Origin of the sequence: Micromonospora sp. NPDC005173, from assembly GCF_040608515.1 — a bacterium.
GTDB lineage: Bacteria > Actinomycetota > Actinomycetes > Mycobacteriales > Micromonosporaceae > Micromonospora.
On the sequence record NZ_JBEXIK010000002.1, the window covers coordinates 143732 to 162792 of the forward strand.

Here is a 19061-nt window from a genome sequence, read left to right on the forward strand (position 1 = left end):
TGGTGTCACACTGCCGCCCGGTCGCTGGCAACGACGGCGGCCGACCGGCCGTGACCAGCGAGAGGAGGTGCCTGCGGTGGACAACATCCTCTTCTCCCGCCGGCGCGCCGAGCGCTTCGCGCAGCTTCTCGACGAGGCCAACGGCGGCCGGCGACACCATGTCCGGTCTCGGGCCGACGGCCAGCTCGCGCCGCTCGTCGCAGTGGGCCAACGGCTCAGCGTCGACCCTCCGGCGGTCGAGGTGAACCCCGACTTCCGCACCGGCCTGCGGGCGATGCTGCTCGCCACCGCCGAACGGGAGGGGCTGGGCACCCCGGCGGCTGTCGAACCGGCCGCCACGCGTCCCGCCGCCGCCACCCGTGGCTCGCTGCTGCCCGCGGTGACCGCCCGTCGGGCCCGCGCCCGCGGCGCGATCCTGATCGGCATCGCCGCTGGCGCCATCGCCGTCTCCGGCATCTCGGCCGCCAGCGAGAACGCGGTCCCCGGCGACGCGCTGTACGGCATGAAGCGCTCGACCGAGCGCGCCCAACTCGCCCTGGCCAGCTCGGACATCAGCCGTGGCCAGCTCTTCCTGGACTTCGCCCGGACCCGGCTCGGCGAGGCCGCCGAGCTACGCGGTGACCGGATCGGTTACAGCGCGGTCCTCGACGACATGGACGCCGACACCCGGCAGGGTGTCCGCCTGCTCACCGCCGCGGCGGTGCAGCGGGCCGAGCCGGCGAGCCTGGACACCGTCAACACCTTCGTCACCGGCCAGCGCCGGGCGGTGGGCAACCTGGTCGACGGGGCCACCCGGGCCGACCGGGAGCGGACGCGGCGGTCGCTGGAGCTGCTGGACAGCGTCCGGGAGCGCTCGGACGGGCTGCGCGCGGCGATCCGCTGCGGCCTGCCGGCGCCGACCGGCAGTGATGCCCTCGGCCCTGTCCCGACCGCCTGCCCCGGCACCCGCTGACCCCAGTCGGCGCCCACCCGCCCCCGGCCACTCCCCTATACCTCAGGTCCTGCGGGCCACGGCACAGTTCGCTGTGTGCCCAGCCGTTCGACCAGGCACGCCGGCTACCCTCGCTGGAGGCATCCGGCGAGGAAGGGAGTCGCGTGGCGCGTAGCCGCAAGGTGACGGTCAGCACCGACGCCCGTGGTCATACCGCCGGTTGGGTGGAGACCGAGCTGGCTCCGGCGACCGGACCCGCACCGGACCCGACCGCCGCGGCCTTCTTCGACGTGGACAACACGATGATGCAGGGCGCGTCGATTTACTGGTTCGCGCGCGGGCTCGCCTCCCGGAACTACTTCACCACCGCCGACCTGGCCCGGTTCGCCTGGCAGCAGCTCCGGTTCCGGCTGCTCGCCCGGGAGCACGCCGGTGACATGTCCCAGGCCAAGGAGGCCGCGTTGGCCTTCGTCGAGGGCTGGCGGGTGGACGACGTGGAGCGCCTCACGGAGGAGATCTTCGACGAGCTGATGGCCCCCCGGATCTGGGCCGGCACCCACCGGCTCGCCCAGGGCCACCTGGACGCCGGTCAGCGGGTCTGGCTGGTCAGCGCCGCCCCGGTGGAGATCGGCCGCGTGATCGCCGCTCGGCTCGGCCTGACCGGCGCGATCGGCACGGTGGCCGAGGTGCTGGACGGGGCGTACACCGGACGGCTGGTGGGCGACCTGATGCACGGGCCGGCGAAGGCCGAGGCGGTCACCCAGCTCGCCGCCGTGGAGGGGTTGGACCTGAGTCTCTGCTCGGCGTACAGCGACTCGGCAAACGACCTGCCGCTGCTCTCCGCCGTGGGCCGGGCGGTGGCGGTCAACCCGGACGGCACCCTGCTGCGGCAGGCCCGGCAGCACGGCTGGGAGGTGCGGGACTTCCGCACCGGCCGCCGGGCGGTCAAGATCGCCGTACCGTCGACCGCGGCGGCCGGCCTGGTCGCCGGAGCGGTGACCGCCGGCCTGGCGCTGCAGCGCCGCCGTCGCACCGGCTGACGCCGCGGGTCAGGGGCCGAACGGGTCGGGACGGCGCTCCAACAGCGTGTGCAGGGTCTGCTGGATGGTCTCCCGCACCTGGTCGGCGAGGTTGAAGACCACCAGCGGGTCGTCCGCCGAGTCGGTCAGGTGCGCGGTGGGGATCGGCGGGCAGAACTGGATCAGCCACTTGCTGGGCAGCGGCATCATGCCCAGTGGCCCGAGCCACGGGAAGGTCGGCGTGACCGGAAAGTACGGCAGCTTGAGCAGCCGCGCGAGGGGCTTGATGTCGGCGAGCATCGGGTAGATCTCCTCGCCGCCGACGATGGCGACCGGCACGATCGGGGTGCCCGTGCGCAACGCCGCCGAGACGAACCCTCCTCGGCCGAACCGTTGCAGCTTGTACCGGTCGGAGTAGAGCTTCCCGATGCCCTTGAAACCCTCGGGGAACACACCGACCAGGTCGCCGCCGCCGAGCAGCCGCTCGGCGTCCGGGTTGCAGGCCACCGTGCCGCCGGTCTTGCGGGCGATCTCCGACACCACCGGCATCCGGAAGACCAGGTCGGCGCCGAGCAGGCGCAGGTAGCGGTGGGCGGGGTGCTTGTCGTGCAGCGCCGCCGAGAGGATCAACGCGTCCAGTGCCACCGTGCCCGAGTGGTTGCCGACCACCAGGGCGGGCCCGTCCACGGGTACGTGCTCCACCCCGCTGACCTCGGTGCGGAACCAGTCCCGGTAGAGCAGCCGCAGCAGCGGGTGGAAGACCGCGTCGGTCAACTCCGGGTCGAAACCGAACTCGTCGACCTCGTAGTCGCCGGACAGCCTCCGACGCAGGAACGCCAGCCCGTTCGCGACCCTGCGGTCCCAGTGGTCCCCCGGCCGGTCCGGCACGGCCGGTCCGGTGCCACCCGGCTCGCCGCCGGTGGCCGGGTCGCCCGTGTCGGCCGGCTCGCCGGTGACCAGGTCAGCCGCACCCGTCGGCTCGTCGGTGGTCGGGTCAGCCACGGCGGCGGTCTCGTCGGTGGCGGAAGTGTCGGTCTCGCCGGACGATGACTGGATCGGCGCGATCCGGGCCGCCGACCGGTGTCCGTTGCGCCGCGCCGGCTCCGTGCCCGGTGCGGCCGGCCCCGGCGGTACGTCGAACCGGCCGATGCCCGCCGGATCACGCCCCTCGCCCGGCCCGGTCACGACCGCTCCCGCACCGCGGAGCGGACCTGCCGGATGCCGTCCAGGACGAGTTGCTCGGCGGTGGCCAGCTGGCTCCGGGTGACCACGACACCGCCGTGGTGGGCGCGGATGAAGTCGTCGAAGGCCGCGGCGGTGGAGCGGGGCGTGAAGCCGTACTCCTGCTCCAGCCGGGTGGTGTCGACCACCCGGCCATGCACGAAGAGGTCGACCTGGTCCAGGCCGTAGCGGCCGAAGCCCATGCTGCGGGCCAGCGCGGCGGCGCCTGAGAGGCCCGGCTCCAGCACCGGCACGGCCACCCGACCGGCCCGCCGGATCGCCTGGGACAGCGACAGCACCCCCGGGCCGGCGACGTTGTACGTGCCCGGGTGGTCCTCCACGATCGACCGGTGCAGCACCTCCAACGCGTCGTCGAAGTGCAGGAACTGCAACCGAGGGTCACGGCCGAAGACGGTGGGCACCAGCGGCTGCGAGAAGTAGCGGGTCAACGTCGTGTCGGCGGTCGAGCCGATGAACGGGGCGAAGCGCAGCACCGTCGCGGTGACGTCGGACCGGCGGCGGCGGAAACCGCGGACGTACCCCTCGACGTCGAGGATGTCGCGGCCGAAGCCGCCGCGGGGCACCTCGCGCGGCTCGGTCTCCTCGGTGAACACCGCCGGGTCCCGGAACGACACGCCGTACGCGGCGGTGGACGAGCGGACCACGAGCTTGCGCAGTCGGGGTGCCCGTTGGCAGGCGGCGAGCAGTTGCATGGTGCCGATGACGTTCTGGTCCTTCATCGCCGACCGGCCACCGTGCTGCGGGTCGGGAGCGCTGACCAGCGCGAGGTGCACCACCGCGTCGACGTCCAGATCGGCGAGCAGCCCGCCGATCGAGCCGGCGTCGACGCGGATCCGTTCGACCCGGTCCAGCAGATCGGTGAACTCGGCGCCGGGCTCCGGCGCGTCCACTCCGATGACCCGCTCGATACGCGGGTCGGCGGCCAGCCGGGCCGCCACGTGGGCGCCCAGGTAGCGGCCGACCCCCGTGACGACGACAACCCCCGGAGCACCTGAGGTGCTGCCGGGGGTCATCTGCCGCACCTACCCCGGCAGGAGGGATCGAGCCGGGACAACCACGGCCTGATCACCTGAGCCTCCGGGGGTCGACAGTTGGCAAGTGACGCCGGACGCCGGGCCGCTGGCCCGGCGGCGATCACTTGCCGAGACGGCGACGCTGGACGCGGGTCTTGCGCAGCAGCTTGCGGTGCTTCTTCTTAGCCATGCGCTTGCGGCGCTTCTTGACCACCGAGCCCATACGACAGCCTTTCGATACAACGTGCGGGGCGGACCGGATGACACCACGCAGGTGGCGACGGCGACCGCTTGCGGACAACGGACCGGACCAGTCTGGGCGGCGGGGCGCACCGGTGGGGTCTCGGTCGGGCTCCAGGGTAGCCGGAGAGGGTCAGCCGGACCAACGCGCCCCCATCGAGGCCCTACCGATGTCCGTTACGTCGCGCTCGACGTGCGGGGCGGTGGCTCAGGCGGTCTCCTGAAAAGCACCCCGCAGATATTCGTGCACCGCGTGCTCGGGCACCCGGAATGACCGGCCAACCCGGACAGCGGTGAGCTCACCGCTGTGCACCAGGCGATAGACCGTCATCTTCGACACCCGCATGACCGTTGCCACCTCGGCGACGGTCAGGAACTTGACCTCCGACAGCCGTCCGTCGGACTGCGACCCGGCCATGGCTCACCGACCCATCCCATGCCCGGCGCGTGCCAACCCGACGGATGCTCCGGGCCGGGCCGGCGACGCGCGTGTTACCAGTACGGTAGCGGGGCGGCTGTGACCGGCGCGATCCCTTCGTACAACTGATCATGTTTCGGCCGCTGGTTCACCCGATCCGCGCTCCCGGTATCTCCCAGCCTGCGCCCGGCGTCCGGGTTGCGGTTCACTCGGCGCGCAGCGCGACCACCGGGTCGAGTCGGCCGGCGCGCTGCGCGGGAACCACGCCGAAGACGATGCCCACCACCGCCGATACGCCGAAGGCGAGCGCCAACGACCACCAGGTGATCGCCGCCGGGATCGGTGACAACGCGTCCACCAGCAGCGCGGTACCCACGCCGAGCGCCATCCCGGTCAGCCCACCGATCGTGGTGAGCAGCACCGCCTCCAGCAGAAACTGCACCCCGATGTCGCGGGGGCGGGCACCGACGGCCTTGCGCAAGCCGATCTCCCGGGTCCGCTCCCGGACGCTGACCAGCATGATGTTGGAGACGCCGACCCCGCCGACGAGCAGCGAGATGCCGGCGATGGCGGCCAGCACGCCGGTGAGCACGCCGAGGATGTCGCCGAGCACGCCGAGGATCTGCTGCTGGGTCACCGCGCTGAACTCGGTGTCCGGATGGCGGCGGTTCAACTCGGCGACGATTCGCTCGCCCAGCTCGTCGATCCGTTCCCGGTCCGGCGCCTTCACCGCGATGCCGTCCACCCGCTGAGTGCCCCAGAGCCGTTGCGCGGCGGTCACCGGCACGTGCACCTCGTCGTCCCGGTCGACGCCGAGGCTCTGCCCGAGCGGCGCGAAGATGCCGATCACCCGGAACCGAACGCCGGCCAGCGTCACCTGTTGCCCGAGTGGGTCCCGGTCGGGGAAGAGCGCGCGGGCCACCGAGTCGCCGAGCACCGCCACCCGTCGGCTGGTGTCCACGTCCGTGCCGGTGAGGTAGCGGCCTCGGGCCAGCGACCGGGTGAACACCGCCGGGGTGGTCTCCAGCACGCCCTGCACGGTGGTGAAGTCGGACCGGGCGCCGGCCCGTGCGGTCGCCCCGGAGGCGACGGTGACCGCCACCCGCTCGGGGTCGCCGACCACCCGGGAGACCGCGTCCGCGTCCTTGAGCGTCAGCGGCGAGACCACCGGCGCGTTGCCCACCTCGATCCTGCCGGGGACGACCAGCAGCAGATTGGAGCCGAGCCCCTCGACCTGCTGCTCCACCTTCTGCTTGGTTCCGGTGCCGATGGCCACCAGCAGCACCACCGAGGCCACCCCGATGATCACCCCGAGCATGGTCAGCGCGCTGCGCAACCGGTTGGCCCGTAAGGCGCCCAGTGCCACCCGCCACGCCTCGGCGACCCTCACGACCCACTCCCGCCGCCGGTCGCCTCGCCGGCGTGACCGGTCCCGCTGCCGACGCCGGGCGGATCCGGAAGGCGTCCGGTGGCTCCGGCGGCGCCGCCGGAGCCACCGGACGGGTGCCCCGGCCCGCTTCCGGACGCGGACCGAGGCTCCGCGCTGGGAGCGGAGACCAGTGTCGCAGGTCGACCGTGATCAACGGACGGCGGTCGATCATGAAGGGCGGCCGGGTCGTCACCGGTGGCGCTGTCCGCCACCACCACGCCGTCGCGCATGGTGATCCGGCGACGGGCCCGGGCTGCCACCTCCTGATCGTGGGTGACCATCACCAGCGCCACCCCGGACTCGATGTTCAGCTGCTCCAGCAGCTCCAGCACCGCCGCGCCGGTGACGCTGTCCAGGTTGCCGGTGGGCTCGTCGGCCAGCAGCACCGTCGGCTCGGTGACCAGAGCGCGGGCGATGGCCACCCGCTGCTGCTCGCCGCCGGACATCTGGTTGGGCCGGTGGTCCAGCCGGTGCCCGAGGCCGACCCGGCCGAGCATCGCCGCCGCCCGCTCCCGACGCCGCCGGGCTGATACGCCGCGGTAGACCAGCGGCAACGCCACGTTCTCCACCGCCGAGGTCCGCGGCAGCAGGTGGAACGCCTGAAACACGAAGCCGATCGTCTCGTTGCGCAGGGTGGCCATCTCAGGCGGCGAGAGGGCGCTGACGTCCCGCCCGCCGATCACCAGCCGGCCGCCGCTGGGCCGGTCGAGCCCGCCGAGCAGGTGCATGAGGGTGGACTTTCCCGAGCCGGACGGCCCGACCAGCGCCACATGGTCACCCGGCTGCACGACCAGCGACACCCCGCGTAGCGCCTCGACGGACACCCCGTCCAGTTGGTACGTCCGGGACACGTTCACCGCCTCGATCGCGGGCGGGGATCCGGTCACCGCACCTCCTGGCCGTCGCGCACCTGGTCGGTGCCGCGCACCACGATCCGGTCACCCGCCTGCACGCCGTTGAGGATCTGCACCAGGTCGGAACCCTGGACGCCCACGGTCACCGCCGCCCGGTCCGCCTTTCCGTCCCGGACCACCCAGACCGCGTCCCGGCCGTCGGCGGAGAACACCGCCGAGGCGGGGACCGTCACCGCGTCGGCGGCCTCGCGTACCCGCAGGTGCACGATTGCGTTCATCCCGGGGCGCGGCGCCGGTGCCGACTCGTCCTCGGCGAGCTTCCCGGCGCCCAGCGCCAGACGTACCCGGTAGGTGACCCCACCCTGCGCGGAGTTGGTGGGGAGCACGTCGACCGAGCGGACCGTGGCGTCATAGCTGGCACCGGGCACCGCGTCCAGCTCGACCGTGGCGGTCACGCCGCTCTTGACCAGCATCACGTCGGTCTCGTCCACCTCGGCGAGCAGCCCCAGCTGCCCGGTGTCCACCACGGTGAGCACCGGCGTGCCGGCGGTGACCTGGCCACCGACCGCGACCGCGTCGTCCACCCCGGCGGGCGGCCCGCCCTGGCCGGGGGCCAGCACCGACGGGTCGATCCCCGCCGCCTGAGCGCCGCCGGCCTGCTCCAGCAGCCCGGCCAGACCACCGCTCGATCCGCCGCCGGCCCGGGTGCCGCCCGGCTGCACCACCCCGGCGATCGGGGCGCGCAGGGTCAGCGCGTCGACGGTCGCCTTCGCCAGGTCGTACGCCTGCTGGGCCTGGAGCCGTTGCGCGGCGGAGAGCGCGCCGACGGCGGAGTTCAGCCCGCTGATCCCCCGCTGCACCGCCCGGACGGCCTGGTCGGCGCTGCGCGCGGCGGCGGCGTACTGCCGCTGGGCGGAGGTCACCTGGGTCAGCAGCGCATCCCGCAGTTGCGGGTCGGCGATCTTCTCGGCGGCCTTCCGGGCGGCGTCGAACGCCTCGTCGGCTGCCTTGTCGGTGCCGCGCCGGCTGCCGGTCAGGTCGCCGGTGGAGACGCCCCGGCCGGCGCGCTTGGCGGCGGCCAGCGCCTCCCGGGCCTGGCGCAGCCGATCCTGCGCCGACGGGGAGGCGACCACGGCGAGCACCTGATTACGCGTGACCCGCTGTCCAGGCTGAACCCGCAGGCTGGACAGGGTGCCGTCGGCGGGAGCGGTCAGGGTGGCGGCGGCCCGGGCGGTCACCGTCGCCGGCGCGTCGATCACCTCGGTGACGGGGCTGCGGGCCGCCGAGGCGAGCGCGACGGGCGGCTGGTCGTCGCCGCACGAGGCGGCCGTGGTGGCGGCGAGGACGGTGAGGGCGGTCAGGGCGGTGAGCAGGCGGGGCCGCGTAAGGCTGGCGGGCCGCGGCGAGTGGGTGCGGCGCACCCATCGATGGTACGGCTCACCGTCACAGCGCTGACATGTCGTCAGGCGGCGGTGGCCCGGACGTACGCCACGCACTCGTCGTGCAACGTCGACCACTGCTCGCCGAACGCCTCCTGGGCAGCGGCGTCGAGGGCCTTGCGGTCATGCACCACGGCCTTGAAGAAGGTGAGCAGCCGCTGTGGTCCGTACCGGTCGACGAGGTGCCGGACGGCGAGGTAGCCGGCGCCATAGCTGCCGCCGACCCGCTCGGCAGAGGCGTCATCGGCGGGGGTCATGCCCTCCAGCCGGCCGTCCCAACCGCCCCGGACCAGCTTTCGCACCTCGGCGAGCCCCTCGTACCGGTCAACCGGCTGCCCGCCAGCGCCCGCGAACTCGGCCAGCCCTTCCACCAGCCACCAGGTCGTCTTGCCCGGATAGCCGCGCTCCGGCAGCGAGGCGGCGTGGGTCAGCTCGTGCCGGAGCAGGTCATCGGCGCTGCTGCTGGAGAGACCCTCGGCGTTGAGCACCACCTCGTGGTGGCCGCCGCCCACGGTCACCGCGTAGCCCCCGGTCCACTGTGGTCGTCCGCCGCCGTACCAGCGCTGCCACTCGGCGCGGCCGGCGTAGAAGATCCGGTACCGGTCCGGTGGGGCCCCGGCCACCACGTACCCGTCGGCGACCTTTGCCGCCGCCTCCGCCTGCGCGAGCAGGCCGGGTAGCTTGCCCCGCTGCGCCGGGGTGGTGGCCACGATGGTCCGCGCGCCGACCGCCACGGCCAGGTCGCTGATCTCCCACGGCCGAGTGCCGGTCTCCGCAGACTTGGATTCCTCCAGGGCGACCAGTCGGGGCTGGTCGCCGTTCTCCCGCCAGCGGGTGCCGATCAGCACCGGGCTGGGCCGGCAGCCCGGCACCACGAAGCAGTACTGGAAGCGCACCAGCAGCCGCCACTCGCCCGGCTTGCCGACGACCGGAGCGGGCAGGCCGCTCGGCTCGGGCCGCCAGACGGTCACCTTGAGCGCGCGCAGCGCGGCAAAGCGCCGGCGCAGGTCGGTGTGCGCGGCCGGCTCGGCGACGGAGAGGAAGCCCGCCGGGTCGCCGCCGAGCAGCGCCGTGGACTGCCGCTGAAGCTGGGCGGTCATCCGGTCGGCCAGCCCGCGGGCGACCGCGGTGGCCGGGTCGTCGGTCGCCGAGGCACCGATCCGGCCGACCGTGGCCCGGTCGCCGGACTCCCGAACCACCCCCGCCACCAGCAGCGCCGGCAGCCCGCAGCCCAGCAGCAGGACGACCACCACGAGCCCGGTCCACAGTGGCCACAACCGCCGTAGCGATGGCTGATGCACCCCGTCAGTCACCCGGCGAAGGGTACGACCTCTGGACGGATCGGGCGAGGCCGGCACGGCCCCGCCCCACCTCCTGGACCGCACTCAGGCCGGGCGGCCGGCGCGGCGGAGCAGGATGATGACGACCGCCCAGACGACGACCAGGGCGAGGCCGAGCCACGGCTGCCCGAGCAGTGCGAGCATCCCGCCACCCAGCACGAACCAGCCGGCCTGGAAGGTGTGCTTGGCCAGCGGGCGCAGCGGCACCCGGGCGCGCGGTGAGCCGAGGACGCCCCAGAGCCCGGCGAGCAGCAGCGGCACGCCGACGGCGGCGAGTAGTCGGCCGGCGGTGGGCGCGTCCAGGGACCAGCCCCACCGGGCGCCGATGGCCAGCACGGCCAGCTCCAGCAGGAAGACCAGGAGCAGCCCAAGTGCCCGGATCACGGCTGGTCCGGCTGGTCGACGGCGCGACGAGCGCGCGGCCAGGATCGGAACGCGACGTCCAGACCGGCGACCAGTTGGTGGTACGACCGGTCGACCTCGCGGGGCAGCCCGAAACCACCGGCCGCCTCCAGCGACACGAACCCGTGCAGGGCGCTGCGCAGCGCCCTGGTGGCGTCCACCGCGTCGTCGGCGGTCAGCCCGTACCCGCGCAGCACCGCGTAGATGGCGCCCACCGCCCGCTCGCCCGCCACCACGTGCTCGGGGTCGGCCGGATCGGGCGCCCGCAGCGTGGTCGGGTAACGGCCGGGGTGCCGTTGGGCGTAGCCGCGGTAGGCATCGGCCATCGCCCGTAGCGCGTCCCCGCCGGCGCGGCCGGCGGCGGCGGTGGTCAGGTCGGTGGCCAACTCGGTGGTGGCCAGCGCGGAGAGCTTCTGGCTCAGCGCGTCGGCCCCTCGGACGTGCTTGTAGAGGCTGGGCAGCGCCACGCCGAGCCGGCTGGCGAGCGCGGCCAGGGTGAGCTGCGGGAGGCCGACCTCGTCGGCCAGCCGGGCGGCCTCCCGCACCAAGGTCTGCTGGTTGAGCCCGACCCTAGGCACCGGTGCACACCTTCAGGAAGCCGAGCAGCTCCTCGGCGGTCCGTTGCGGCCGGTCGGCGTGCGGGTAGTGCCCGGACTCCTCGACCATCCGCGCCTCGGCGGTGCCGAAGAGCCGGCGGGCCGCCCGCGCCTCGGCGCCCGGGTCGGGGAAGTCCGGGTCCTTGGCACCCATCAGCACCAGCACGGGTTGCCGGACCTGCGGGGCGCGGGCGGTCCAGTGCGGCTCGACCGGCTCGGCCACGCCGCGGGTCGCGGCCATCCGGCCGGGCTCGCGCAGCTTGGCCACCATCGACCGGCGGTACGCCGCGTCGTCGGCGGGCCGGTGCACCGGGAAGAGCGTCTTGTGGAACATCCCGAACAGTCGAGGGATGCGCACCACCGCTGCCAGCGCCATCCGCATCAGCGGGTTGAGCTTCGGCTGGCTGACGAACCCGCCGATCTGCACGATGCCGGAGACCAGGTCGGGCGCCTCGGCCGCCGCGAACACCACCGCCGCCGCGCTGGATGAGCTGCCGACCAGCACGGCCGGGCCGGCGTCGAGGTCGCGGACCACGGCCAGCAGGTCGGCGCCGACCTCCGCCGGGGCGTACGTGGGCCAGCCGACGCTGGACTCCCCGTGCCCCCGGACGTCGACCGAGGCGACCCGGTAGCCGGCCGCGACCAGCAGCGGCACCAGGTGCCGGTAGCTCGCCCGGTTCTCACCCATGCCGTGCGAGAGGACGACCAGCGGGCCTTCCCCGTGCACTTCGTACGCGATGTGTCCGCCGTCCCGCTGCACCTGGCTAGTTGTCATAGCCATAAAGCTAACCCCATTAGCCAACGTCGTCAAGCCGGATACGCGAACGGGCCGGCGGGGACCACGAGGGTCACCGCCGGCCCGTCGGCCGGTCCGTCCGGGTTACTTCTTGGAGATCAGGGCACGGCCGAAGAAGACCAGGTTGGTCGGGCGCTCGGCGAGCCGGCGCATCAGGTAGCCGTACCACTCGTCGCCGTAGGGGACGTAGGTGCGCACGGTGTAGCCCTCGCCGGCCAGCCGGGCCTGCTCCTCGGGGCGGATGCCGTAGAGCATCTGGAACTCGAACCGCTCCGGCCCCCGGTCGAACCAGCGGGCCCGGTCCTCACCGATGGCGATCATCCGAGGGTCGTGGGTGGCCAGCATCGGGTAGCCGTCGCCGGACATCAGGATGTTCATGCAGCGGACGTAGGACTTGTCCACCTCGCGGGCGGACTGGTACGCCACCGACTCCGGCTCCTTGTACGCGCCCTTGCACAGCCGCACCCGCGACCCGGCGTAGGCCAGCTCCCGGCAGTCCGACTCGGTCCGGCGCAGGTACGCCTGGAGCACCGCGCCGGTCGACGGGAAGTCCTTGCGCAGCTTGCCCAGCACCTCCAGCGTCGAGTCGGTGGTGGTGTGGTCCTCCATGTCCAGGGTGACCGTGGTGCCCGCCGCGTCGGCCGCCGCGCAGATCGCCCGCGCGTTGTCGTACGCCAACTGCTCGTCGAACATCTGGCCGAGAGCGGAGAGCTTCACGCTCACCTCGGCGGCCGGGGTGAGCCCCGCCCCGGCGAGCATCTTCAGCAGCCGCAGGTATTCGTCCCGGGTGGCCGTGGCCTGCTCGGGGGTGACGGTGTCCTCACCCAGGTTGTCGAGGGTGACCGCCAGACCGTCGTCAACGAGTTCGCGGGTCGCGCGCAACGCGTCGTCGGTGGCGGCGCCGGCGACGAACCGGCGGACGACGTCCCGGGTGTACGGGGCAGTCGCGACGAGCCGCTCGACCTGGGATGACCGGGAGGCGGCGAGGATGACGGAACGGAGCATGAGCCGAGCGTATCGCCCCTGCTGGGCCCTCCGCCGAGGGGCAGCCAGCACCCGACCCCCGAGTTGGAAAGTGCCCCTTGCACAACAAAATCCGATAACAAGGAGTCGTTCCTCACCGTGGGGCGGGGCGGCGGCAGTGGCGTCGATCGGCTACAACGATGCCGTGGACCAACGCCCCCGCCGCCGGCTCCGGTCGGCCTCCGTGCAGCTCGGCGCGCTCACCGCTCTCGCGCTCGCCCTCTCCGGCTGCAACATGACCTCGGACGACGACGATGACGACGACTGCGCTCTCGGGCCGACCGGCGGCGGTGACACGGTCGCGCTGGCGATGCGGGTCGCCGAGCCGGCCGCCGGCCGCGCCGCACCGGAGCCGACGACCGCAGCCGCGCCCGAGCGCGGCGGGTTCGGCACCCACCTCGCCTCCTGCGGCGGCTGAGGTGCGCCGCGAATCGGTCGCGCCCCGACCCGACTGGGACGCCACCATCCGGGCGCAGGGGCTGGTCTACGTCGACACCGAGCTGCCCGACGGCGGGATCATGTCGTACTGGGACGAGACCGCCGCGTACGCCTTCGACCTGGACGAGGTGCTGCGACTGGAGGAGGCCACCGAGGAGCTGCACCGGATGTCGGTGGCCGCCGCCGAGCACGTGGTGGCCCACCACCGGTACGCCGAGTTCGGCATCCCGGAGTGGGCGGCCGAGGCCGTGGCCCGGTCGCTGCGGGAGGCGCCACCCACCCTCTACGGGCGCTTCGACCTGGCCTACGACGGCAGTTGGCCGCCCAAGATGCTGGAGTACAACGCCGACACCCCCACCGCGCTGGTCGAGGCGAGCATCATCCAGTGGTACTGGCTGGAGCAGACCCGGCCGGAGCTGGACCAGTGGAACAGCCTGCACGAGCGGCTGGTCGGCGCCTGGGCGAAGATCGGCGCCGGGCTGCACGATCCCCGGGTGCACGTGCTCTGGTCGAGCGAGGAGGAGTCGGGCGAGGACCACATGACCGCCGGCTACCTCGCGGAGACCGCCCGGCAGGCCGGGCTGACCGTCGACCTGTTGCCGATCCAGGACATCGGCTGGGACGGCCGGCGGTTCGTCGACGCCGCCGACCGCCCGGTGACCACCTGTTTCAAGCTCTACCCGTGGGAGTGGATGCTGGCCGAGCCGTACGGGCCTGCGGCGTTGGCTCCGGGCACCCCGACCACCTGGATCGAGCCGGCCTGGAAGCTGCTGCTGTCCAACAAGGCGCTGCTCGCGGTCCTGTGGGAGCTGTACCCGGGCCACGAGTACCTGCTCCCGGCGTACCTCGACTCGCCCCGCGGAATGTCGGAGTACGTGGCCAAGCCGCTGCTCGGACGGGAGGGCGGCTCGGTGCGCATCGTCACCGCCGAGCAGGAAATCACCAACCCAGGCATCTACGGCGACGAGGGCTGGTGCTACCAGGAATTCCGGGCGTTGCCAGAGTTCGCCGGCAATCGGATGGTGCTGGGCAGCTGGATCGTCGACGGCGAATCGGCCGGGGTGGGGGTGCGGGAGAGCGCCAGTCTGATCACCGACGGCTACGCGCGGTTCCTGCCGCACTACATCGACGCGCCGCGCACCCCGTGAGTCGTCTACCGTTGGGGGCGTGAACTTCGACGCGTACGCCCGGACCGGTGTTGACCTGGTCAACGCCCGCCTGGACGACCTCGACGACCTGCGGGCCATCTTCCCCGACGACAACGCCTGGATGCGCGACGAGGTCGCGGACCGGGACGTCGCTACCTTCCGGCGGGCGCAGAAGCGGCTGCGCGATGTCTTCGAGTACGGCACCTCGGGGCGGGACGCCCAGGCGGTGACGGAGCTGAACGCGCTGCTCGAGGCGTTCCCGGTCCAGCCGCGCATCTCCGGGCACGACTCCAGCGACTGGCACATGCACGTGACCAGCCGGGGCGCATCGGTCAGCGCGGAATACCTGGCCGGTGCGGTCTGGGGGCTGTCGGTCTGGCTCTGCGAGTACGGCAGCGCCCGGTTCGGCGTCTGCGCCGACGAGCGGTGCGGCAACGTCTACCTGGACACGTCGTCCAACTGCTGCCGGCGGTTCTGCTCCGAGCGCTGCGCCACCCGCTCGCACGTGGCAGCGCACCGGGCCCGCAAGCGGGCTGCGGTCGGCGAGCAGGTGACGGTCGCCGCGCAGCCGACCGCGGGCGCCGAGTCGCTCACCCCGGTCAGCTAGCTGACGCCGTACCGGTCGGCCCGCCCTGTGTGGGGACGACGGGTCAGGCGTCGACCGGGGACGGCGCGGTCAGGTGCTGGCGGGCGAACTCCAGCGCGGCGCGCAGGTCCGCCTCGCGCACCGCGCGGCTCTTCGCGCCCCGGGTGGCCACCTCCACCGCCACCGACCCGGTGAAGCCCCGCCCGGCCAGCGAGGAGAGCAGCTGGCCGCAGGGCTGGGTGCCGCGCCCGGGCACCAGGTGCTCGTCGCGGCCCTCGCCGGTGCCGTCGCCAAGGTGCACGTGGGCCAGCCCGGCGCCCATCCGGTCGGCCATCTCCAGGGGGTCACTGTGCGAGGCCGCGCAGTGCGACAGATCCAGGGTGTACGACGGGTAGCCGGTCTCCGTGGGATCCCAACCCGGCACGTACGGAACGAACTGCCGGCCCGCCATCCGCACCGGGTACATGTTCTCCACCGCGAAGCGCAGCCCGGTGAACCGGTCCGCGACCGCGGCGAGCCCTTCGGTGAAGGTGCGCGCGTAGTCGCGCTGCCAGGTGAACGGTGGGTGCACCACGACGGTCGGCGCCCCCAGCGTCTCGGCCAGCTCGGCGGCCTTGCGCAGCCGCTCCCACGGGTCCGGGCTCCACACCCGCTGGGTGACCAGCAGGCAGGGCGCGTGCACTGAGAGCACCGGCACGTCGTAGTGGGTGGAGAGGCCGCGCAGCGCGCCCAGGTCCTGGCTGACCACGTCGGTCCAGACCATCACCTCGACGCCGTCATAGCCGAGCGCCGCGGCCAGTTGGAACGCCGCCGCGGTCGGCTCGGGGAAGACCGACGAGCTGGACAGGAGCACCGGAACGCGGGAAGTCACATCAGCCAGGGTAGCCCGGCGCGGGTAGGGCCACCGTGACGAGCGCCGGCAAATCGGTCGTAACCACCCGGCCCGGTCATACCGGTTCGAGTTGATCGAGCCGACGGAGGATGACCCCTTCCCGCAGCGCCCACGGGCAGATGTCCAGCGAGTCCAGATCGAGGCGGCGCATCACCGCCTCGGCGACCACCGCCCCGGCCAGCAACTGGTGAGCCCGGCCGGCGCTGACCCCCTCCAGCTCCATCAACTGCGCCGGCGGGATGTGCCGGATGAAGCCGATGACCTGCCGCAACCCGGCGCGGGTCAGGCTGCGCCGCGCCCAGAGCCCGGCCCCGGACGGCGCCGCCCCGGCCAGTCGGGCCAGGGTGCGGAACGTCTTCGAGGTGGCCACCGCCCGCTCCCAACCCACCTCGGTCATCTGGTCGACCACCTTGTCCAGCCGGCCGTCCACGTACTCCCGCAGTTTCTCGACGGTTTCCGCGGATGGAGGCGCCGCGCTGTCCGGGTCGACCCGCAGCCGCTCCCGGGTCAGCCGACCGGCACCGAGCGGCAGTGAGACGGCGACGTCCGGGTCCTCGTCGATCCCGGCGGCGATCTCCAGCGAGCCGCCGCCGATGTCCAGCACCAGCAGCCGTCCCGCCGACCAGCCGAACCAGCGCCGCACGGCCAGGAAGGTCATCCGCGCCTCGTCCGCCCCGGACAGGACCGCCAGGCGTACGCCGGTCTCGTCGCGGACCCGGGCCAGCACCTCGGCCGCGTTGGTGGCGTCGCGTACCGCCGAGGTGGCAAACGCGATCAGGTCGTCCGCCTCCAGCCCGGCGGCCGCCGCCTTGGCCATGCCGACCGCCTTGACCAGGCTGTCCGCGCCCGCGTCGGTCAGCGCGCCGTCCGGGCCGATCTGCTCGGCCAGCCGGAGCACCACCTTCTCGGAGTGCGCCGGCCACGGGTGCGCGCCGTGGTGCGCGTCCACCACCAACAGGTGCACCGTGTTGGATCCGACGTCGAGGACACCCAGTCGCATGGTGAAGACACTAGGTGCAACACGTTTGCGCGGCTCGGCGGCCCGCGGAGGTCACCGCGCGTACGCTGGGCCGGGTGACGATGGAGCTCCGCGTGGTGGTGGACGACCCGGGCGACCCGCGCAGCCGCGAGGTCCCACTGGACTTCCCCCGAGAGTGGATCGAGTTCGCCGACCCGGCGGACGAGAATCACCTGATCCGGGCGGACCTGACCTGGCTGCTTTCCCGCTGGACCTGCATCTTCGGCCAGGGCTGCCACGGCATCATCGCCGGCCGGGCCGCCGACGGCTGCTGCTCGCACGGCGCGTTCTTCACCGACTCCGACGACGAGAAGCGGGTCCGCAACGCCGTCAAGCGGCTCACCCCGTCGACCTGGCAGCACTTCCGGCGCGGGTTCCGGAACTGGACCGACGAGGACACCATCGACGGCAAGACCCCGGCCCGCCGGACCGCCACCCAGGGCACCGAGGGGCCGTGCGTGTTCCTCAACGACGCCGACTTCGCTGGCGGGGGTGGCTGCGCGCTGCACGCCCAGGCGCTCCGCGACGGGGTGCACCCGCTGGAGTACAAGCCGGACGTCTGCTGGCAGCTGCCCATCCGGCGGGACCAGGACTGGGTCAAGCGGCCGGACAACACCAAGGTGCTGGTCTCCACGCTGTCGGAGTTCGACCGGCGGGGCTGGGGTGCAGGTGGGCACGACCTGGACTGGTGGTGCACCTCCTCGACGGACGCGCACGTCGGCGCCGAGCCGATGTACCTCTCGTACTCCCCCGAGCTGACCGCGCTGATCGGCGCGGCCGCGTACGAGCGGCTGGCCGAGCTGTGCGCCGCCCGGACGAAGCAGGGCATGGTCGCCCCGCACCCCGCCGACGACATCTGACGAGTCAGCGTGATCTTGGTAGCACTCTTGCTACCATTCGAGGTATGGCCATGACGCTCCGGCTCGACGACGAACGTGAACAGCGACTCCGTCTTGTCGCAGAGGAAGAGACGCGGTCGATGCACGCCGTCGTCGTCGCCGCCATTGACGACTACCTGGCACGGCGCAACGCCCGTCAGTTCGGCGAACTCGCAGACGAGATCATCGAGCGCCACTCCGCACTGCTCGCTCGCCTGGCGGAGTGATGACCGAGGTCCACTACCCCACGCTCACCGACGTCGCCGGCATCGCCCGCAAGCTCGGCGTCGGGATCCGGGATGCCGGCCTCGTCGAATCGGCCGTGGCCCGCCCAAGGACGAGCGTGTTCGGCGAGGACGCCTACCCCGACCTGTGGACCAAGGCGGCGGCGTTGCTGCACTCGCTGGTCAACAACCACCCCTTCGTCGACGGCAACAAGCGGATCGGCTGGATCGTGGCCGTCGCCTTCCTGCTTCAGAACCGTGCCGTGACCGTGGCCCAGCTCGACGAAACCAACCAGGACGTCGCGTACGACCTTGTCATCAGCGTGGCGGAGAGCCGGGTGACCGAGGTCGGCGACATCGCGGCCGCCCTGCGCAAACTGTTCTGACCGATGCCGGAAACGCCGAAGGGGGCCCGCGCCGCGCGCGGGCCCCCTTCGGTACGCCGATCACGGCTCGAACTTGTAGCCCAGACCCCGAACGGTGACGATGAAGCGCGGCGCGGACGGCTCCGGCTCGATCTTGGAGCGCAGCCGCTTGACGTGCACGTCCAGCGTCTTGGTGTCACCGACGTAGTCGGCGCCCCAGACCCGGTCGATGAGCTGACCCCGGGTCAGCACCCGGCCGGCGTTGCGCAGCAGCAGCTCCAGCAACTCGAACTCCTTGAGCGGCAGCTGCACCGCGCCACCCTCGACGGTCACCACGTGTCGCTCGATGTCCATCCGCACCGGCCCGGCGGCCAGCGTCGGGACACCCGCGTCGGCCACCTCGGGGCTCTGCCGGCGCAGCACCGCCCGGATCCGGGCCACCAACTCCCGGGGCGAGTACGGCTTGGTGACGTAGTCGTCGGCGCCGATCTCCAGCCCGACCACCTTGTCGATCTCGCTGTCCCGGGCGGTGACCATGATGATCGGCACGGCCGAGCGCTGCCGGAGCTGCCGGCAGACCTCGGTGCCCGACATCTCGGGCAACATCAGGTCGAGCAGCACGATGTCCGCGCCGGTCCGGTCGAACTCGGTGAGGGCGTCGGTGCCGGTCGCGGCGACCGAAACCTCGAAGCCCTCCTTACGGAGCATGTACGACAGGGCGTCGGAGAACGACTCCTCGTCCTCGACCACCAGAACGCGGCTCAACGGGG

The 19061-nt window shown here is 72.9% G+C and carries 23 protein-coding genes; 8 read left to right on the top strand and 15 right to left on the bottom strand.

The window, feature by feature from the left end; all coding sequences use genetic code 11:
• Positions 1 to 76 precede the first annotated feature (76 nt).
• Both ABZV00_RS03635 and ABZV00_RS03640 read left to right on the top strand, forming a co-directional pair.
• On the top strand, positions 77 to 952 hold the full coding sequence (locus ABZV00_RS03635) for a DUF5667 domain-containing protein (RefSeq protein WP_355601546.1): 876 nt from the start codon (positions 77 to 79) through the stop codon (positions 950 to 952).
• A 143-nt stretch (positions 953 to 1095) separates the two neighbouring features.
• Complete coding sequence (locus tag ABZV00_RS03640) at positions 1096 to 1971, top strand: HAD-IB family hydrolase (protein ID WP_355601548.1); 876 nt, start codon at positions 1096 to 1098, stop codon at positions 1969 to 1971.
• Positions 1972 to 1980: 9 nt separating this feature from the next.
• Here ABZV00_RS03640 and ABZV00_RS03645 read toward each other — a convergent pair whose 3' ends face one another.
• The 12 genes from ABZV00_RS03645 to ABZV00_RS03700 all read right to left on the bottom strand — a co-directional run bounded on the left by ABZV00_RS03645 (position 1981) and on the right by ABZV00_RS03700 (position 12724).
• Entirely contained in the window at positions 1981 to 2838 is an 858-nt protein-coding gene (locus tag ABZV00_RS03645; RefSeq protein WP_355602013.1) for a lysophospholipid acyltransferase family protein, read from the bottom strand.
• A 293-nt stretch (positions 2839 to 3131) separates the two neighbouring features.
• Positions 3132 to 4205 (bottom strand): NAD-dependent epimerase/dehydratase family protein, encoded by a 1074-nt coding sequence (locus ABZV00_RS03650; RefSeq protein WP_355601550.1) that lies wholly within the window; start codon positions 4203 to 4205, stop codon positions 3132 to 3134.
• 121 nt (positions 4206 to 4326) lie between these two features.
• Positions 4327 to 4428 (bottom strand): AURKAIP1/COX24 domain-containing protein, encoded by a 102-nt coding sequence (locus ABZV00_RS03655; protein WP_007465623.1) that lies wholly within the window; start codon positions 4426 to 4428, stop codon positions 4327 to 4329.
• A gap of 225 nt (positions 4429 to 4653) precedes the next feature.
• Complete coding sequence (locus ABZV00_RS03660) at positions 4654 to 4863, bottom strand: helix-turn-helix domain-containing protein (protein ID WP_007465625.1); 210 nt, start codon at positions 4861 to 4863, stop codon at positions 4654 to 4656.
• A gap of 205 nt (positions 4864 to 5068) precedes the next feature.
• Positions 5069 to 6253 (bottom strand): ABC transporter permease, encoded by a 1185-nt coding sequence (locus ABZV00_RS03665; protein WP_355601552.1) that lies wholly within the window; start codon positions 6251 to 6253, stop codon positions 5069 to 5071.
• Positions 6250 to 7179 (bottom strand): ABC transporter ATP-binding protein, encoded by a 930-nt coding sequence (locus tag ABZV00_RS03670; RefSeq protein WP_355601554.1) that lies wholly within the window; start codon positions 7177 to 7179, stop codon positions 6250 to 6252. Before ABZV00_RS03670 ends, ABZV00_RS03665 begins: the two co-directional genes overlap by 4 nt.
• Positions 7176 to 8567 (bottom strand): efflux RND transporter periplasmic adaptor subunit, encoded by a 1392-nt coding sequence (locus ABZV00_RS03675; RefSeq protein WP_355601556.1) that lies wholly within the window; start codon positions 8565 to 8567, stop codon positions 7176 to 7178. Before ABZV00_RS03675 ends, ABZV00_RS03670 begins: the two co-directional genes overlap by 4 nt.
• A gap of 41 nt (positions 8568 to 8608) precedes the next feature.
• Positions 8609 to 9898, bottom strand: a complete 1290-nt coding sequence (locus tag ABZV00_RS03680) for a hypothetical protein (protein WP_328420777.1) — start codon at positions 9896 to 9898, stop codon at positions 8609 to 8611.
• Positions 9899 to 9970: 72 nt separating this feature from the next.
• Entirely contained in the window at positions 9971 to 10309 is a 339-nt protein-coding gene (locus ABZV00_RS03685; protein WP_355601558.1) for a YrdB family protein, read from the bottom strand.
• Entirely contained in the window at positions 10306 to 10905 is a 600-nt protein-coding gene (locus tag ABZV00_RS03690) for a WHG domain-containing protein (RefSeq protein WP_355601560.1), read from the bottom strand. Before ABZV00_RS03690 ends, ABZV00_RS03685 begins: the two co-directional genes overlap by 4 nt.
• The gene (locus tag ABZV00_RS03695) at positions 10898 to 11698 is read right to left on the bottom strand and encodes an alpha/beta hydrolase (RefSeq protein ID WP_355601562.1); all 801 of its coding nucleotides are present in this window, start codon (positions 11696 to 11698) and stop codon (positions 10898 to 10900) included. Before ABZV00_RS03695 ends, ABZV00_RS03690 begins: the two co-directional genes overlap by 8 nt.
• 105 nt (positions 11699 to 11803) lie before the next feature.
• Positions 11804 to 12724 (bottom strand): proline dehydrogenase family protein, encoded by a 921-nt coding sequence (locus tag ABZV00_RS03700; RefSeq protein WP_355601564.1) that lies wholly within the window; start codon positions 12722 to 12724, stop codon positions 11804 to 11806.
• 163 nt (positions 12725 to 12887) lie between these two features.
• Here ABZV00_RS03700 and ABZV00_RS03705 point away from each other — a divergent pair, with 163 nt between their 5' ends.
• The 3 genes from ABZV00_RS03705 to ABZV00_RS03715 are packed head-to-tail and all read left to right on the top strand — an operon-like array spanning position 12888 to position 14935.
• Positions 12888 to 13160, top strand: coding sequence for a hypothetical protein (locus ABZV00_RS03705; RefSeq protein WP_355601566.1), 273 nt, complete (start codon positions 12888 to 12890; stop codon positions 13158 to 13160).
• A 1-nt stretch (position 13161) separates the two neighbouring features.
• Positions 13162 to 14328, top strand: a complete 1167-nt coding sequence (locus ABZV00_RS03710; protein ID WP_328420789.1) for a glutathionylspermidine synthase family protein — start codon at positions 13162 to 13164, stop codon at positions 14326 to 14328.
• 19 nt (positions 14329 to 14347) lie between these two features.
• Positions 14348 to 14935, top strand: coding sequence for a CGNR zinc finger domain-containing protein (locus ABZV00_RS03715; RefSeq protein ID WP_355601569.1), 588 nt, complete (start codon positions 14348 to 14350; stop codon positions 14933 to 14935).
• A gap of 43 nt (positions 14936 to 14978) precedes the next feature.
• Here ABZV00_RS03715 and ABZV00_RS03720 read toward each other — a convergent pair whose 3' ends face one another.
• Both ABZV00_RS03720 and ABZV00_RS03725 read right to left on the bottom strand, forming a co-directional pair.
• On the bottom strand, positions 14979 to 15785 hold the full coding sequence (locus ABZV00_RS03720) for a sugar phosphate isomerase/epimerase (protein WP_328420793.1): 807 nt from the start codon (positions 15783 to 15785) through the stop codon (positions 14979 to 14981).
• Between the two features lie 76 nt (positions 15786 to 15861).
• Complete coding sequence (locus ABZV00_RS03725) at positions 15862 to 16806, bottom strand: Ppx/GppA phosphatase family protein (protein WP_355601571.1); 945 nt, start codon at positions 16804 to 16806, stop codon at positions 15862 to 15864.
• Between the two features lie 80 nt (positions 16807 to 16886).
• Here ABZV00_RS03725 and ABZV00_RS03730 point away from each other — a divergent pair, with 80 nt between their 5' ends.
• From ABZV00_RS03730 to ABZV00_RS03740, 3 genes are read left to right on the top strand one after another with little or no spacing between them, the layout of a single operon-like run.
• Entirely contained in the window at positions 16887 to 17684 is a 798-nt protein-coding gene (locus tag ABZV00_RS03730) for a hypothetical protein (RefSeq protein ID WP_328426121.1), read from the top strand.
• Between the two features lie 44 nt (positions 17685 to 17728).
• Entirely contained in the window at positions 17729 to 17929 is a 201-nt protein-coding gene (locus ABZV00_RS03735; RefSeq protein ID WP_355601573.1) for a hypothetical protein, read from the top strand.
• On the top strand, positions 17929 to 18312 hold the full coding sequence (locus ABZV00_RS03740; RefSeq protein WP_355601575.1) for a type II toxin-antitoxin system death-on-curing family toxin: 384 nt from the start codon (positions 17929 to 17931) through the stop codon (positions 18310 to 18312). Before ABZV00_RS03735 ends, ABZV00_RS03740 begins: the two co-directional genes overlap by 1 nt.
• Positions 18313 to 18372: 60 nt before the next feature.
• Here the strand turns inward: ABZV00_RS03740 and ABZV00_RS03745 are convergent, their stop codons facing one another.
• Positions 18373 to 19056, bottom strand: a complete 684-nt coding sequence (locus ABZV00_RS03745; RefSeq protein ID WP_328420801.1) for a response regulator transcription factor — start codon at positions 19054 to 19056, stop codon at positions 18373 to 18375.
• Between the last annotated feature and the right edge of the window lie 5 nt (positions 19057 to 19061).

What these genes read in the sequence shown, in the direction of transcription:
- ABZV00_RS03660 (WP_007465625.1), bottom strand. Translation starts at nt 4,863, where the DNA reads ATGGCCGGGTCGCAGTCCGACGGACGGCTGTCGGAGGTCAAGTTCCTG.
- ABZV00_RS03725 (WP_355601571.1), bottom strand. Translation starts at nt 16,806, where the DNA reads ATGCGACTGGGTGTCCTCGACGTCGGATCCAACACGGTGCACCTGTTG.
- ABZV00_RS03655 (WP_007465623.1), bottom strand. Translation starts at nt 4,428, where the DNA reads ATGGGCTCGGTGGTCAAGAAGCGCCGCAAGCGCATGGCTAAGAAGAAG.
- ABZV00_RS03650 (WP_355601550.1), bottom strand. Translation starts at nt 4,205, where the DNA reads ATGACCCCCGGCAGCACCTCAGGTGCTCCGGGGGTTGTCGTCGTCACG.
- ABZV00_RS03730 (WP_328426121.1), top strand. Translation starts at nt 16,887, where the DNA reads ATGGAGCTCCGCGTGGTGGTGGACGACCCGGGCGACCCGCGCAGCCGC.
- ABZV00_RS03735 (WP_355601573.1), top strand. Translation starts at nt 17,729, where the DNA reads ATGGCCATGACGCTCCGGCTCGACGACGAACGTGAACAGCGACTCCGT.
- ABZV00_RS03695 (WP_355601562.1), bottom strand. Translation starts at nt 11,698, where the DNA reads ATGACAACTAGCCAGGTGCAGCGGGACGGCGGACACATCGCGTACGAA.
- ABZV00_RS03700 (WP_355601564.1), bottom strand. Translation starts at nt 12,724, where the DNA reads ATGCTCCGTTCCGTCATCCTCGCCGCCTCCCGGTCATCCCAGGTCGAG.
- ABZV00_RS03740 (WP_355601575.1), top strand. Translation starts at nt 17,929, where the DNA reads ATGACCGAGGTCCACTACCCCACGCTCACCGACGTCGCCGGCATCGCC.